Source organism: Micromonospora purpureochromogenes (genome assembly GCF_900091515.1).
Taxonomy (GTDB): Bacteria; Actinomycetota; Actinomycetes; order Mycobacteriales; family Micromonosporaceae; genus Micromonospora; species Micromonospora purpureochromogenes.
This window is the reverse complement of record NZ_LT607410.1, coordinates 2,684,025-2,698,704: the sequence shown is the minus strand read 5'-3', so window position 1 is coordinate 2,698,704 and position 14,680 is coordinate 2,684,025. Positions and strand designations below refer to the sequence as shown.

Below are 14,680 nucleotides of genomic sequence, written 5' to 3'. Positions count from 1 at the left end.
GCCCCGGCGCACGCTAGCAGTGTCCGGAAGTTCACTCAAGCAGTGCAGACCAGGCGTCTGTCGGGGTATGGGCGCCGCCGCGCAGCCGGTCGCCAGCCGCCTTGCGCGCGGCGATCACGGCCGCCCGTACGATCTGTCCAGGATGGTACAGGTCCTTGTCGTGCCACAGTGGAGGGGAGTCGCGCTCACCGTCCAGCACGGACAGTCGACCGGCCGCTGCCGCCACGGCCGCGTCGAGGGAGGGCGAGGGCCGCCCCGCCAGGAGCACGAGCAGGCCGTACGCGGTCTCCTCCGCCGTGCCGGCCCACCGCCCCCAGGAGCCGTCGGGCTGCTGGCTGTCGAGCACCCAGCCGACCGCCCGCTCCACCGCCGGCCGAGCCGACGGACCGCCGTGGTCGCGCAGGGCGAGCACCGCACAGCAGGTGGCGTAGTAGGGCGAGGCGTGCCAGCGGTCGGACCACCGGCCGTCGGCCTCCTGCCGGTCGAGCAGCCAGCCGGTGAGCCGGTGCACCACCGCCGCCGCCCGGCGGCCACCGTCGCCGAGTTGCCGGCCCAGCGCCTCCAGCACGTGCGCGTTGGTGGTCACCGACGCGCCGTTCTCCCCCTGCCAGGTGCAGAAGTGCTCCCCGGTGTCGTACCCGGCCAGGCACCCCGGGTCGGCCGGCTGGCCCAGCCGCGCCAGCGCGTACAGGGTGACCGCGGTGGTGTCGGCGTCGGTGGGCAGGCCCGGCCCGGTGGCGGCGCCGTCCGGGCCCAGCGCGGCCCGCAGCTCGGCGAGGATCCCGGCCGGCACCGACCGGGGTACGCCGACCCGGGCCAGCGTGGCGAGCACCCAGGAGCGTTCGAAGACGGTGATCGGGGTGGCGCAGGGCACCGGCCCCCCGTGGTCGGCGATCGCCTGGCGCAGGTAGTCCACGCTCGCCGGTGGGCTCCCGTCCGGGCCGCCGAGCCAGGCGGCGGTGGCGGCCGGGGAGGCGCCGACCGCGCCCGACCCGGTGGGGGTCACGGTGGGCAGCCGCCGCGCCGCCGGGCCGAGGACCTCCAACGCGTGCAGCAGCTTCGGCGGCATCGGGCGGCCGGACCGGGCGAGCAGGCGTACCCGGTCGAGGCGCTGCGAGTCCATGCCGGGCGGCAGCGGCGGCGGGCCGACCGCGCGCCACTCGGCGAGCGCCGCCGGCGGCTCGGCCAGCCGGTCCGCGATCCGCTCGACCAGCGCCGGGACGATCAGGTCCGCGGCCGGCAGGTCCGGCACGGGGTACGTCGCCGGGCCGGCCGCCCGGTCGTACAGCAGGCGCAGCGCCCGGCCGACGGCGTTGCGCACGCCGTCGCGGGACCAGCCGACGGGGGCGTCCCGCTCCAGCGCGGCCAGCAGCCCCTCGACGGCGCTCAGCGTGGGCACCAGCGCGTAGCCCTCCGGCCCGCCCCAGCCGCCGTCCGGGCGCTGCCCGGCGAGCAGGAAGCGGATCCGTTCGGCGTGCTGCGGCAGCCATGGCGCCAGGGAGACCACCCGACCGGTCTCGTACGGCGACGCCGACGTGCGGCCCGCCGGACGGACGGTCAGCCCGGCGACCAGCTCGCCCGCCGCCACCGCGTGGCCGGGATCCTCCGGCGGTGCAGCGTCCCGGGCCAGAGCCTCCGTGCTCACGCCACCCCCCAGAAGTCGGTCGACCGGTAGAAGCCGCTGGTGTAGCCGAGCTGTCGGGTCAGGTGGGCCGCCTCCCGCGGGCAGTCGGCGCGCAGCTCGTCGAGCAGCTCGGTGGCCCGCGCGACCAGGCCGGTCAGCTCCCGCTCGACCACGGCCCGGTCCGCCACCAGCATGATCGCGTTGAGGTCGCCCCAGCGCAGGTCCCGCTCGTAGGTGGCCAGGTCGTTGACCAACCGCAGGGCGCGTTGCACCGCGTCGCTGGCGGCGACCAGCCGATCGAGCCGGTCGGGTGCGTCCGGGCCGCCGGTGGAGATCCAGTGCCCCACGTTGACCACGGTGCAGGCCAGGTTGTCGGCGTTGGCCAGGTAGTCGGCGAGCGACGGCAGCGGCAGCAGGCCGTCGCGGCCGGCCGTACGCCAGTGCCATTCCCGCCGCATCGCCTCCAGCGTCCGGCGCACCGCCTCCCGCCAGGCCCCGCCCAGCGTCGCGAAGGCCGGCGCGGCGGCCAGCTCGGCGCGGAGTCCGGCGAGGAACCGGCCCAGCGGGTCGTCGCCGACCACGGGCGCGCCGTGGGCGACCGCGAGCTGCCGGCGCACCAGCTGGTCGAGTTCGGCGGCGGAGGTGGCCTCGTGGTCCACCTGCCAGTCGAGCGCGAAGCCCCACAGCACCGCCCGGTTGGTCGGCCGCAGCTCGGCGGCGTCGCACCAGGGCGCGCTGAACGCGATGGCCAGGGCGACACTGCTGGTCAGGGTCGCGTCGAAGGGCCCGGCGGCGAAGAGGTCCGGGTGCGCGGCCAGACAGCGTTGCAGGTCCCGCTGACCCTGCGCCGCGAGGGCACAGACCCGTCCGTGCTCGGCGGCCGCCCGCAGCTCGTCGGTGGTCGGTACGACCGGCGCCACCACGGTCAGGCCAGGGCCGGTTGCCGGTGCGGGGTGAGCATCAGCGGCACCCGCTCCCGGGGGCGCAGCGACGCGGCGAGCTGCGGGTTGGGCATCCCCGGCTCGCAGAGCCGGTACCGGAACCGGCTGAACAGGGTCGCCACGATCAGCGGCGCCTCCAGCTGGAAGAGGTACTGGCCGATGCACTGGTGGGCGCCGCCGCCGAACGGGTAGTAGGCGTACCGGTGGGCGCGCCGGGGCGCGTCGGGGGCGAAGCGTTCCGGGTCGAACACCTCGGGTCGGTCCCAGTACCGGGCCAGCCGCTGGGTGACGTACGGGCTGAGGACGATCGTCCCGCCGGCGGAGATTCTGGTGCCGCCGATGACGTCGTCGGCGATCGCGGTGCGCGGCACCAGCCAGCCGGACGGGTACGCGCGGACCAGCTCGTCGAGCACCATCCGGGTGTAGTGCAGCTCGCCGAGCTGCTCGCGGCTGATCACGTCACCGGGGCCGACCACCCGGTCGATCTCCTCGTAGAGCCGGGCGGCGATGTCCGGCAGCTGCTCAAGCAGCGGGAAGAGCCAGGTGAGCACCACGTAGGTGGTCTCGGTGGTGGTGGCGAAGATGGACACCAGGTCGTCACGGACCCGCTGCTCGTCCAGCTTGCGGCCGTCGGGGTCGCGGGCCCGGGCCAGCGCGGCGAGGATGTCGTCGCCGCCGTCGGACCGGGCGCGCTCGGCGCGGACCAGTGGCAGCAGGATGTCGTCGATGTTCCGCACGGCCCGACGGAACGCCCGGTCGCCGGGCATCGGCACGGCGTCGGGCAGGAACGGGGCGAGCAGCCGGAACCGCAGCGCGGTCGCCACGGTGTCCTGCTCGGCGACCACCCGCACGCCGTCGGCGACGGGGATCTTGTCGCCGAAGAAGACCCGGATGACCGCTTGGCAGATGATCCGGGAGATCTCGGTGGCGGCGTCGACCGGCGCGCCGGCCCGTGCCGGGCCGGCCAGTTCGTCGACCGCCTCGCTGATCGCCCGGCTCAGGTCGTCCACCGCCGCGTCGATCCGCTTGGCGGTGAAGTGCGGCTGGAGCCGCCGGCGGCTCGCCTCCCACTGCGGACCCTCGGACAGGATGCCGTCGCCGGCCAGCTTGCGCACGGACTTCCACATCATGCTGTCGCCGGCCCGGGTGTAGTTCGCGGCGTTGTCGCGCAGCACGTGCTGGACGTGGGCTGGCTCGGTGACCAGGTACGGCCGGATGGTGCCCAGGTTCAGCCGGACGACCTGCCCGGGCGCCGCGTCGGCGAGGCCGACCAGGGTGCCCAGCGGGTCGCGGAGCAGCCCGGGCAACGTGCGGCGCAGGCTCGCGACGTGCGGCTCGCGGGATACCGGGGTCGTCGACTCAGTCATGGCTCACCTGCGGGTCCTCCTCCGGTGCCGCACCGCCTTGCGCTGCGTGCTGCCATGGTGATGGCGCGTGACGGTTGCGGTGAGCATGTCACTGATGAAAAGGCTTTTCCAGATCTTGCGTCCGGAGAAATTCTCACAGTCAACGAAGGTCGTCCACTGTGCACAGTCGCGTCCGGACGCTAGGCCGACAGATCGCGCAGGTAGCGCCACTCCGCGGCGACCGACCGGTAACCTAATCCGCGGTTCAGCGTAAGCATCGGCACGTTACCGGCGTCGTTGCTGGTGTACGCGTGCCGGAGCCCGGCCGCCCGGGCCCGGCTCAGCGAGCGGTGCTTGACCGCGCGGGCCAGCCCCCGGCCCCGGTGCCCGCGCCGGGTGCCGGTCATCCCCGACCGGTAGCGGGTCCGGCCGTCGGTCAGCGCGAAGCCGAACGCGAGCACCTCCCCGTCCCGGACGGCCACCGTGGTCAGGTCCCGGTCCAGGTCGGGGCGCTCCCAGTAGGCGGTCCGCCAGTCGGCGTAGCTGATCTCGTCCATCGTCACCTCGCCCGGCTCGTCCCGGGAGGCGTCGAGATCGGCCAGGTAGAGCGGGTGCGGGTCGGGCAACTCGGCCGCGGCGAGCAGCCGCACCCCGGCCGGCAGCGCCGGGGCCGGGGGCAGCTCCGCCTCGGCCAGGTCCAGCAGCAGGAACTCGGCCCGCCGTCCGCGCCGGTAGCCGCGCCGCTCGGCGAAGCCGGTGCTGGCCGGGTCGTCGGCCACCTTCGCGTACGCGGCCAACGCCCCCAGCCCGGCGAGCCGCCGCTCGGCGGCGACGAGCAGGGCCCTGCCCGCACCCCCGCCGCGCCACCGCGGGTGCACCGAGAGGTTGACGAAGCCCAGCCCTGGATCCGCGCTCTCGTGCAGCAGCCCGGTCCGCGCCTCGCCGATCACTCTCCCGGCGCTCTCGGCGACCAGCACGCCGAACCGCTCGGCGGCCGGCGCGCCGGTGAGGCGCCAGCCCAGCCACTCCTCGGTGATCATCTGGTACGGCGCGGCGGCGGCCAGCACCTCGGCGACCGCCGGCACGTCGGCGGGTCGCAGCGGGCGTACGACAGGGGCCATGGTGGCCGAACCTACCCCGACGCGGCGCCGTCCGGGGGGTGCGAATCCGGGCGCGCCGGGGCGCCCTGTGCCAGGCTCAGGGGCATGGACGACACCACCATCCTGAACCGGATCTCGGAACTCGTCGACGAGGAGCACCGGCTGCGCTCCGCGGCGCAGGCCAACGAGTCCGGCACCGACGACGAGGCGCGCGAGCGGCTGCGCGCGTTGGAGGAGTCCCTGGACCAGTGCTGGGACCTGCTGCGCCGCCGCCGGGCGGCCCGGAGCGCGCACGGCGACCCGGAAGCCCAGGGCGAGCGGCCGATCCCGGAGGTCGAGCGCTACCTCCAGTAGCGCGCCGCGCCGGGCGGCGACGCCCGGCGGACGAGGCGGGTACGCCCCGGACGGTCACCGGACCGTCCGGGGCGTACCCGGATCAGCGGATCCCCGCCTCGCGTAGCAGCAGGCCGGTCAGCTCGGCCGGGTCGACCTCGGCCGCCGGGATCCCCCGCGCGGCGAACCAGGCGCCCACCACCTTCACGTCCCGGGCCAGGAACTCCGGCCCCTGCGGGTTGGCCACCACGTCGACCACCTGCGGCAGGTCGATGATGACGAGCCGCCCCCGGTGCACCAGCAGGTTGTACGGCGACAGGTCGCCGTGGGCGTACCCGGCGCGGGCCAGCACGACCAGCGCGTCCACCATCTGCTCCCACAGCGAGCGCAGCTCGCCCGCCTCGGGGCGCAACTGGGCCAGCCGGGGTGCCGCCGCACCCTCGTCGGCGTCGCCGACGAACTCCAGCATCAGCTCGGTGCCGATCAACTGGACCGGGTAGGGCACGGCGATCCGCCCGGACTCCGCGCCGATCTCCCAGAGCCGGCTGAGGGCGGCGAACTCGGCCGCGGCCCACTGCCCGGCGATCATCTGCCGGCCGAACGCGGTACGCCCGGCCATCGCCCGGTTCTCCCGGGACCGCCGCACCCGACGCCCCTCCAGGTAGCCGGCATCGCGGTGGAAGAGCCGGTGCTGGGCGTCCCGGTAGCGCTTGACCGCCAGCAGGCAGGACCGGTCGGTGTCCGGCACCGCGCGGCGGACGAGGTGGACGTCCGCCTCCTTGCCGGTCTTGAGCACACCGAGCTCGGTGTCCCGGGCGGCCAGTTCGGTGACCAGCCACTCGGGGTGAGGTTCGGGACCGTGGACGGCCTCGTCCCAGGAGGACCAGCGGTCCTCGGGCTCGGGCTCGTCGTCGGGCTCGACGAGGGCCGGCTCGACGTGCCGGCCCTGCTTCAGGAAGTGTGGTTCGTCGTCGTCGAAGCGGCTCTTGCCGCGGCCACGGCGCTGTGGCGCCGGGAGGTCGTGTTCGCGCACGGAAGTGGTGATCCCTTGATCGAGGCTGATGGAGGCAGGTGGAACGACCCTGCAAAGACGGCCATGACCGACCTCCTTCTCCTCGACCGGGCTCGACCCGGCTGCGCACCCGCGCGGCACCATGCTGACCGGCGCCCGATCCGGCGGCAACCGAATTACCGGACCCCGCCCGGCCCCGCCCGTGCCTCAGGCGGCGAGCACCGTGGCGACGGCCGCGATCAGCGAGTCGACGGTGCGGGTCGGGGCGAACCGGTTGTCCGGCCAGGTACGCCCCCGGTGCAGCCAGACGCTGGGCAGGCCGACGGCGGCGGCCCCGCCGATGTCCGCCTCGGGGCTGTCCCCCACCACCCACGCCCCGCGCAGCGGCATCCGGGCCCGCTGGGCGGCCAGCGCGAAGATCCGCGGATTGGGCTTGCTGACCCCGGCCTCCTCCGAGATCACCCAGTCGGCGACGTACCGGTCCAGCCCGGTCCCCCGGATCTTGGCGTCCTGCTGGCGGACCGAGCCGTTGGTGACCACCACCGGCACCCAGCCGGCGTCGTCGGCGATCCGCAGCGCGCAGGCGACCAGCGGGTCGAGGCGGGTGTTCGCCACCACCCCGTCGTGCAGCTCCTCGACCAGGTCGATCGAGGGGATGCGCAGCGCGTACCGGTCACGGATGGCGTCGGCGATATCCCACCGGTCGGTGAGCCCGTCGGCGTCGATGGAGAGCAGCCAGTCGATGTCGGTGTGGGGCGCGCCGATGCTGTCCAGGAACCGCTCACCCCAGGCACGGAACGGACCTGCCCGGTCGAGCAGGGTGTTGTCCAGGTCGAGCAGGAGCAGCGGCACGCGGGCACCTTACGGGAGAGGGGTCGCCGTCGACATGGCCGGGCGGTCGACGACGTCCGTCAGGCCGGCAGCACCGTTCGGGGGAGCCCCTGGTCGGCGGGCCGGTCGGCGAGCATCGAGTGGGCCGAGCGGGTGGCCGCGAGCGCGGCCGGATCCAGGGTGGCGACCAGCACGGCCGCACCGTCGTCGGCGCCGCGCACCAGCGGCCGCCCCTCCGGGTCGTAGACCGCCGCGCCACCGTTGAACCGCCACGGGTCGGCGCCGCCGACGGCGTTGGCGAAGACGACGTACATGGTGTTGTCCAGGGCCCGCGCGGCGTAGTAGAGGTCGCGCCGGTGCGCCGACCCGGCGAGGTAGCCGCTCGGGCAGAGGTAGCCGTGCGCGCCGTCGGCCGCGGCGGCCCGGGCGTGCTCCGGGAAGCACCCGTCGTAGCAGATGCCCAGTCCGAGCCGCCAGTCGTCGACCAGCAGGGTGGCACCCCGCCGGCCGGCGTCGAACAGCTCCCGCTCGCCGCCCCAGAGCTGCTGCTTGTCGTACCCGTCCCGGATCGCGCCGGTCGGGTCGACGACCAGGGCGGAGATGGTCCGGCGGCCGTCCGGGTGGCGGACCGCGGCGCCGACGACCAGGGTGATCCGGCCGTCGCGGGCGGCGGCCCGCAGCGGGTCGAGCCGGGGGTCGTCGACCGCGCCGTCGCCCGTCGCGGCCACGTCCGTGCCGGTGGGATCGGCGGCCAGCGTCGGCGGATGGTAGGCCGGCAGGAACAGCTCCGGCAGCACGGCGACCCGGGCGCCGTCACCGGCGGCCCGGGCGGCCAGGCCGGCGGCGACCCGCGCGTTGCCGGGCAGGTCGCCGGGGACCGGGTCGGCCTGCACGGCGGCGACGGTCAGCGGGGCGGACGGAAGGGGGGCGGAGGCGACCGGGGGCGTCGTCACCCGCCGATCCTAACCGGATCGCCGCGCCGGCCCGTCCCACCACGCAAGATCCCAAGCCGTACGTACGGTTTGCGTAACGCAGGGTCAGCTGGGACGATCGACCCGTGCCCAGAGTAAGTCAGGACCAGCTCGACGCGCGCCGACAGGAGATCCTTGCCGCGGCGCGGGCCTGTTTCGCCCGGCACGGCTACGAGGGAGCCACCGTGCGCCGGCTGGAGGAGGCCACCCGGCTGTCCCGGGGCGCCATCTTCCACCACTTCCGGGACAAGGACTCGCTCTTCCTCGCCGTCGCCGAGGACGACGCGGCGGCCATGGTGGAGACCGTGGCCCGCAACGGCCTCGTCCAGGTCATGCGGGACCTGCTGGCCCGGGCGATCTCCCCCGACACCACCGGCTGGCTGGGCAGCCAGCTGGAGGTCTCCCGCCGGCTGCGCACCGACCCGGCGTTCGCCCGCCGCTGGGCCGAGCGCTCGGCCGCCATCGCCGAGGCCACTCGGGACCGGCTGGTCCGGCAGCGGGAGGCCGGGGTGCTCCGCGAGGACGTCCCGATCGACGTGCTGGCCCAGTTCCTGGAGTTGGCGTACGACGGCCTGGTGCTGCACCTGGCGATGGGCCGGCCGGCCGGCGACCTGGGCCCGGTGCTGGACCTGGTCGAGGAGGCCGTACGCCGGCGCTGACCGCCGGACGTTTCGGCTTGGTAACTCGGCCCGCACGGCGGTCGGCGCGTGGCGGCCCTGCTCCACAATGAGGCCGCGATCCCCTCGCGTGACAGGAGCAGAGCCATGATGCTGGCGGCCGACACCTGGGGCATTTCCGGCCCGACGTTCCTCCGGTTCTATCTGCTGGCGGCCCTGGTGGTCGTCGTCGGCTCGATCGTGTACCGGTCCCGGATCCTCGCCGGGCAGCCGGCGGCCGGGACCGGCCAGCTCGGGCCGCAGCAGGTCGCGTACCTCAACGGCGGCGACCAGCTCGCGATCTGGACGGCGCTGGGCGGCCTGCGCGGCTGCGGCGCGGTCGGGGTGCGTCCCGACCGGCGCCTCACCACCGGGGGCCCCCTGCCCAGCGGCGTCACCCCGCTCGACCAGGCGGTTCACCACGCCGCCCGCAACCACCTGCACACCCGGGAGCTGGCCCGCGAGCAGCGGGTGTCCCGCGCCCTCACCGAGCTGCGCGAGGGCCTGCAACGGCAGGGCCTGGCGCTGCACCCCGAGCAGCGCACGGCGGCCCGGCGCGGCGCGTGGCTGGTGCTCGCCCTGATGGCGCTCGGCGCGGCCCGGATCGCCGCCGGGCTGGCCAACGACCGACCGGTCGGCTTCCTGCTGCTCGCCGTCCTCGCCCTGATCGTCCCGCTGGTGCTGCTCTCCCGGGTGCCGTGGCGGACCCGGGCGGCCGACGCCACGCTGCGCGAGCTGCGCCAGAGCAACATCCACCTCTCCCCCGCGTCCGCACCCGCCTACGCCACCTACGGCGCGGCCGGGGCGGCCATGGGGGTCGCGCTGTTCGGCACCGCCTCGCTCTGGGCCCTGGACCCGGGCTTCGCCGAGCAGGCGGAGATCCAGCGGCAGGCGCTGAACAGCAGCGGTGGCACTGGCGGCGGCTCCTGTGGCGGCGGCAGTTCCTGCGGTGGCGGCGGCAGCTCCTGCGGCGGCGGTGGTGGTGGGTGCGGCGGCGGCGGTGGGTGCGGCGGATGACCGGTCCGAGCGGGGTGGGCATCGGCTGGCGGCCGGAGATCGCCGGATTCGTCGCCGAGCTGCCCGGACTGCGCTTCGTCGAGGTGGTGGCCGAGTCGATCCCGTCGACGGGTTCGCTCCCGCCGGGGCTGGCCGAGCTGCGCGGGCGCGACGTCACGGTCGTACCGCACGGGGTGCGGCTCTCCCTCGGCGGCGCGGAACCGGTCGACCCGGCCCGGGTGACCCACCTGGCCCGGGTCGCCGAACTCCTCGACGCGCCGCTGGTCAGCGAGCACATCGCGTTCGTCCGGGCCGGCGGCCTGGAGGCCGGCCACCTGCTGCCGCTGCCGCGCAGCCGGGAGGCGGTGGCCGCGGTGGCGGCCAACGTCCGGCGGGCGCAGGAGCAGCTGCCGGTGCCGATCGCCCTGGAGCCGATCGCCGCGCTCTTCGACTGGCCCGACGACGAGCTGGACGAGGCGGACTTCCTCACCGAGATCCTGGACGCCACCGGGGCCACGCTGCTGCTCGACGTCGCCAACGTGCACGCCAACGCCCGCAACCGGGGCGACGACCCGCTCGCCCTGCTCGACCGGCTCCCGCTGGACCGGGTCGCCTACGTGCACGTGGCCGGCGGTGCCGAGCGGGGCGGCTTCTACCACGACACGCACACCGACCCGGTGCCGCCGGAGGTGCTCGACCTGGTCGGCGCGCTCTGTGAGCGCCGCCGGCCCCCGGCGCTGCTGCTGGAACGCGACGGGCACTACCCGCCCGCGCCCGCCCTGCGGGCCGAGCTGGACGCGCTCGCCGCCGCCTCCGGATTCCCGGTGGTCACGTGAGCGACCGGACGGTCTCCGGTCCGCCCGGCGCAGCGCCGGGCGGCGAACTCGGCGCCCGGCAGGCGGCGCTGGTGGCGGCGCTGGTCGCCGGGGCGCCGCTGCCGGCCGGCTTCGCGCCCGGGCCGGTGCGGGCCGCCCGGGTCGCCCTGCTCGGCAAGCGCGCCGGCGAGGTGGCCCGGCACTGGCCGCTGCTCGCCGCCGCCCTCGGCGACGCCTGGTGGACCACCTTCCGCGAGTGGGCGGCCGACCGCCCCACCAACGGCGCGCTGCGCGACGGCTGGGACCTGGCCCGCACGCTGCGCGAGCGGGGCACGCTGCCCCCGCTCGGCGCCGAGGAGCTGGTCGCCCGCGAGGCGGGCAGCCGCTACGACGGCCACCACGCGCCGCGACCCCGCCGGCTGCCGGCCGTCGCCCGCGCCGGCGGCGCCGTCGCGGTGCAGCTCGCCGGTCGGGTACGCCTGCTGCGCCCCGCCCGGCGCTGACCGCCCACCCGGTGCGTCCGGTAGGCGGGTACGGCAGGATCGGCAGCATGGATCTCGGACTCACCGACCGGGTGTACGTGCTGACCGGCGCCTCCCGGGGCCTGGGCTTCGCCGCCGCCGAGTGCCTCGTGGCCGACGGCGCACGGGTGGTCCTCTCGGCCCGTGCCCCCGAGCGCGTCGCCGAGGCCGTCGAGCGGCTCGGCGGTCCCCGGCACGCCATCGGGCTCACCGCCGACCTGGCCGACCCGGAGACGCCGCAGCGGCTCGTGGTGGCGGCGCGGGAGCACTTCGGCCGGCTGGACGGCGCGCTGGTCTCGGTCGGCGGCCCGCCCCGCGGCACCGCCGCCCAGGCGACCGACGAACAGTGGCGACAGTCCTTCGAGACGGTCTTCCTCGGCAGCGTCCGCGCCGCCCGTACGGTGGCCGGCGCGCTCACCGACGGCGGCGCGATCGGGCTGGTGCTCTCCACCTCGGCCCGCGGCCCGGTGCCGGGCCTCGGCATCTCCAACGGCCTGCGCCCCGGCCTGGCCGGGGTGGCCAAGGACATGGCCGACGAGTACGGCCCGCGGGGCGTGCGGGTGCTCGGCCTGCTGCCCGGACGGATCATGACCGACCGCAACCGGGAACTCTTCGCCGCCACCGGGGACGCCGAGGCGGCCCGGGCCGAGGCGGAGGCCGGCATCCCGCTGCGCCGGATCGGTGATCCGGCGGAGTTCGGGCGGGTCGCCGCGTTCCTGCTCTCCCCCGCCGCGAGCTACGTCACCGGTGTCACCGTGCCGGTCGACGGCGGCGCGCTGCGCGGCCTGTGAGCCCCGCCGACCGCTCCGACGACCCGGCCGGTGCCCGGCCGGGCCGGCCGGTTGCCCGGGCCGGGTCCGGGCCACGGGGCCATCAGTCCGGCCGGCGGCCGGGGCCGTCCGCCGCCCGGCCGCCCGCCGGCGCGACGCCAGCGGCGTCCGATGCGACGCGGGAAGCCTCCGGCGCGCCGCGGGGGGCCTCCGGCATGGGGCGGCCGACGAAGGACGAGTTGGCCGCCGCGGTCGACCGGACCCTCCCGGATCTGATCGCGCCCGGGTTGGACGTGCTCTTCGTCGGCATCAATCCCGGGCTCTGGTCGGCGGCCACCGGCTGGCACTTCGCCCGACCCGGCAACCGCTTCTGGCCGGCGCTGCACCGGGGCGGCTTCACCCCCCGCCAGCTGCACCCGAGCGAACAGGACCAGCTCCCCGGCCTCGGCCTGGGCATCACCAACATGGTGGCCCGGGCCAGCGCCCGCGCCGACGAGCTGACCCCGGCGGAGCTGGTGGCCGGTGCGGAGATCCTGACCGGCAAGGTCGCCCACTACCGGCCGGCGTGGGTGGCGGTGGTCGGGGTGACCGCGTACCGGATCGGGTTCGGCCGGCCGAAGGCCGATTTCGGCCCGCAGCCGGAGACGCTGGCCGGCGCCCGGCTCTGGGTGCTGCCGAACCCGAGCGGCCTGAACGCGCACTTCACCCCGGAGACGCTCGGGGCGGCGTTCGGGGAGCTGCGGGCGGCCGCCGCCGGCTAGTTGGCCGCCAGCGGCTAGTTGGCCGCCGCCGGCGGCATCGCCTCCTGGGCGACGTACGTGCCCAGCGGCACCGTGGTGATCACCGGCTCGGGCTCCGTCGCCGCATAGGGCGCCGGCGAGTCGGCGACCGCGAACTGGGTGCGGTACAGCTCGGCGTAGAGCCCGCCGACCGCGACCAGCTCCTCGTGCCGGCCCCGCTCCACGATCCGGCCGTCGTCGAGGACCAGGATCTGGTCGGCGTCGCGGACCGTGGAGAGCCGGTGCGCGATGACCAGTGCGGTACGCCCGGTCAGCGCGACCGCCAGCGCCCGCTGCACCGCGGCCTCGCTCTCCGAGTCCAGGTGGGCGGTGGCCTCGTCGAGGATCACGATCGACGGCGCCTTGAGCAGCAGCCGGGCGATGGCGATGCGCTGCTTCTCGCCGCCGGAGAAGCGGTAGCCGCGCTCACCGACCATCGTCTCCAGCCCCTCGGGCAGCGCCCGGACCAGGTCGGCGACCTGCGCGCCGGCCAGCGCCGCCCAGATCTCGTCGTCGGTGGCGTCCGGCTTGGCGTAGCGCAGGTTCTCGGCGATCGTCTCGTGGAACAGGTGCGAGTCCTGGGTGACCACGCCGATCTCGTCGCGCAGCGAGGCGAGGGTGGCGTCGCGGACGTCCACGCCGCCGACCCGCACCTCGCCGTCGGTGACGTCGTAGATCCGGGAGATCAGCATGGACAGCGTCGACTTGCCGGCGCCGGAGGGCCCGACCAGGGCCACCATCTGGCCCGGCTCGACGGTGAACGACACACCCTTGAGCACCGGCTCGTTGACCGTGCGGTCCAGGGTGGCGACCTCCTCCAGCGAGGCCAGCGACACCTCGGCGGCGGCCGGGTAGCGGAACCGCACGTCGCGGAACTCGACCCGCCCGTTGCCGCGCGGCACCGGCACCGCGTCCGGCTTCTCCTCGATGCCGGGGCGCAGGTCCAGCACCTCGAAGACCCGGTCGAAGGAGACCAGCGCGCTCATCACGTCCACCCGGACGTTGGACAGCGCGGTCAGCGGGCCGTAGAGGCGGGTGAGCAGCAGCGCGAGGGTGACCACCGTGCCGGCGCTGACCCCGCCGGTGACCGCCAGCCAGCCGCCGAGCCCGTAGGTCAGCGCCTGGGCCAGCGAGGCGACCAGCAGCATCGCCACGAAGAACGTCCGCGAGTACATGGCCGACTGGATGCCGATGTCGCGGACCCGCTCGGCCCGGCCGGCGAAGCGGCGGGCCTCGATCTCGGGCGAGCCGAAGAGCTTGACCAGCAGCGCCCCGGCCACGCCGAACCGCTCGGTCATCGTCGCGTTCATCTTGGCGTCGAGGTTGTACGACTCCCGGGTGATCTCGGCCAGCCGCTTCCCGACCCGCCGGGCCGGGATGATGAAGATCGGCAGCAGGATCAGCGAGAGCGTGGTGATCTGCCAGGAGAGGGTGAACATCACCCCGGCGGTCAGCACCAGCTGGATGACGTTGCTGACCACCCCGGAGAGGGTCGAGGTGAACGCCCGCTGGGCGCCCATCACGTCGTTGTTGAGCCGGCTGACCAGGGCCCCGGTCTGGGTGCGGGTGAAGAACTGCAACGGCATCCGCTGCACGTGGTCGTAGACCCGGGTGCGCAGGTCGAGGATGATCCCCTCGCCGATGCGGGCCGAGTACCACCGCTGGGCGAGGGAGAAGAGGGCGTCGGCGACCGCCAGCGCGGCGATCACCAGCGCCAGGCGGACCACGATCGCCCCGGCCTCGGCGCCGCCCCGGGTGATGGCGTTGATGACCTTTCCGGCCAGCACCGGGGTGGCCACCCCGATGATCGCGGCGATCACCACCGTGACCAGGAAGACGACGATGTCCCGCCGGTACGGCTCCGCGAAGGCGACGATCCGCCGGGCGGTGCCCCGCTTCAGCCGGTGCGCGGAGACCTCGTCACTGCTGCGCATCGACCGGAGCATGCTCCACCCGGTCATGCCCCCACCGGACATCGGGTTGGA

General features: G+C 75.5%; 15 protein-coding genes. 7 read left to right on the top strand and 8 right to left on the bottom strand.

The features are described from left to right. Positions 1-31: 31 nt before the first annotated feature. The 4 genes from GA0074696_RS12570 to GA0074696_RS12560 form a co-directional block, all read right to left on the bottom strand. Positions 32-1,645 (bottom strand): prenyltransferase/squalene oxidase repeat-containing protein, encoded by a 1,614-nt coding sequence (locus tag GA0074696_RS12570; protein ID WP_231925343.1) that lies wholly within the window; start codon positions 1,643-1,645, stop codon positions 32-34. Beyond that, complete coding sequence (locus GA0074696_RS31775) at positions 1,642-2,544, bottom strand: terpene synthase family protein (protein ID WP_231925342.1); 903 nt, start codon at positions 2,542-2,544, stop codon at positions 1,642-1,644. The genes GA0074696_RS12570 and GA0074696_RS31775 overlap by 4 nt, the downstream gene beginning before the upstream one ends. Before the next feature lie 5 nt (positions 2,545-2,549). Continuing rightward, on the bottom strand, positions 2,550-3,932 hold the full coding sequence (locus tag GA0074696_RS12565; RefSeq protein WP_088961280.1) for a cytochrome P450: 1,383 nt from the start codon (positions 3,930-3,932) through the stop codon (positions 2,550-2,552). Positions 3,933-4,111: 179 nt separating this feature from the next. Continuing rightward, entirely contained in the window at positions 4,112-5,032 is a 921-nt protein-coding gene (locus GA0074696_RS12560) for a GNAT family N-acetyltransferase (RefSeq protein WP_088961279.1), read from the bottom strand. 84 nt (positions 5,033-5,116) lie between these two features. Here GA0074696_RS12560 and GA0074696_RS12555 point away from each other — a divergent pair, with 84 nt between their 5' ends. Next, complete coding sequence (locus GA0074696_RS12555) at positions 5,117-5,365, top strand: DUF2630 family protein (RefSeq protein WP_088961278.1); 249 nt, start codon at positions 5,117-5,119, stop codon at positions 5,363-5,365. An 82-nt stretch (positions 5,366-5,447) separates the two neighbouring features. Here the strand turns inward: GA0074696_RS12555 and GA0074696_RS12550 are convergent, their stop codons facing one another. From GA0074696_RS12550 to GA0074696_RS12540, 3 genes are all read right to left on the bottom strand, one after another. After that, positions 5,448-6,377, bottom strand: coding sequence for a serine protein kinase RIO (locus GA0074696_RS12550; RefSeq protein ID WP_088961277.1), 930 nt, complete (start codon positions 6,375-6,377; stop codon positions 5,448-5,450). 186 nt (positions 6,378-6,563) lie between these two features. After that, entirely contained in the window at positions 6,564-7,208 is a 645-nt protein-coding gene (locus GA0074696_RS12545; protein ID WP_088961276.1) for an HAD family hydrolase, read from the bottom strand. Positions 7,209-7,267: 59 nt separating this feature from the next. Then, complete coding sequence (locus tag GA0074696_RS12540) at positions 7,268-8,140, bottom strand: carbon-nitrogen hydrolase family protein (protein WP_088961275.1); 873 nt, start codon at positions 8,138-8,140, stop codon at positions 7,268-7,270. A 104-nt stretch (positions 8,141-8,244) separates the two neighbouring features. On the opposite strand from GA0074696_RS12540, the gene GA0074696_RS12535 reads away from it, so the two are divergent. The 6 genes from GA0074696_RS12535 to mug all read left to right on the top strand — a co-directional run bounded on the left by GA0074696_RS12535 (position 8,245) and on the right by mug (position 12,677). After that, entirely contained in the window at positions 8,245-8,817 is a 573-nt protein-coding gene (locus GA0074696_RS12535; RefSeq protein WP_088961274.1) for a TetR/AcrR family transcriptional regulator, read from the top strand. 108 nt (positions 8,818-8,925) lie between these two features. After that, entirely contained in the window at positions 8,926-9,831 is a 906-nt protein-coding gene (locus GA0074696_RS12530; protein WP_088964521.1) for a TIGR04222 domain-containing membrane protein, read from the top strand. Then, positions 9,828-10,646 (top strand): DUF692 domain-containing protein, encoded by an 819-nt coding sequence (locus GA0074696_RS12525; RefSeq protein ID WP_088964520.1) that lies wholly within the window; start codon positions 9,828-9,830, stop codon positions 10,644-10,646. The genes GA0074696_RS12530 and GA0074696_RS12525 overlap by 4 nt, the downstream gene beginning before the upstream one ends. After that, a complete protein-coding gene (locus GA0074696_RS12520) occupies positions 10,643-11,128 on the top strand; it encodes a hypothetical protein (RefSeq protein ID WP_088961273.1) in 486 nt (161 codons plus the stop codon). Before GA0074696_RS12525 ends, GA0074696_RS12520 begins: the two co-directional genes overlap by 4 nt. 47 nt (positions 11,129-11,175) lie before the next feature. Then, positions 11,176-11,937, top strand: coding sequence for an SDR family oxidoreductase (locus GA0074696_RS12515; protein WP_088961272.1), 762 nt, complete (start codon positions 11,176-11,178; stop codon positions 11,935-11,937). Positions 11,938-12,131: 194 nt separating this feature from the next. Further along, the gene (gene mug, locus GA0074696_RS12510; RefSeq protein ID WP_088961271.1) at positions 12,132-12,677 is read left to right on the top strand and encodes a G/U mismatch-specific DNA glycosylase; all 546 of its coding nucleotides are present in this window, start codon (positions 12,132-12,134) and stop codon (positions 12,675-12,677) included. Between the two features lie 14 nt (positions 12,678-12,691). Here the strand turns inward: mug and GA0074696_RS12505 are convergent, their stop codons facing one another. Further along, the gene (locus GA0074696_RS12505; protein WP_172894624.1) at positions 12,692-14,671 is read right to left on the bottom strand and encodes an ABC transporter ATP-binding protein; all 1,980 of its coding nucleotides are present in this window, start codon (positions 14,669-14,671) and stop codon (positions 12,692-12,694) included. Between the last annotated feature and the right edge of the window lie 9 nt (positions 14,672-14,680).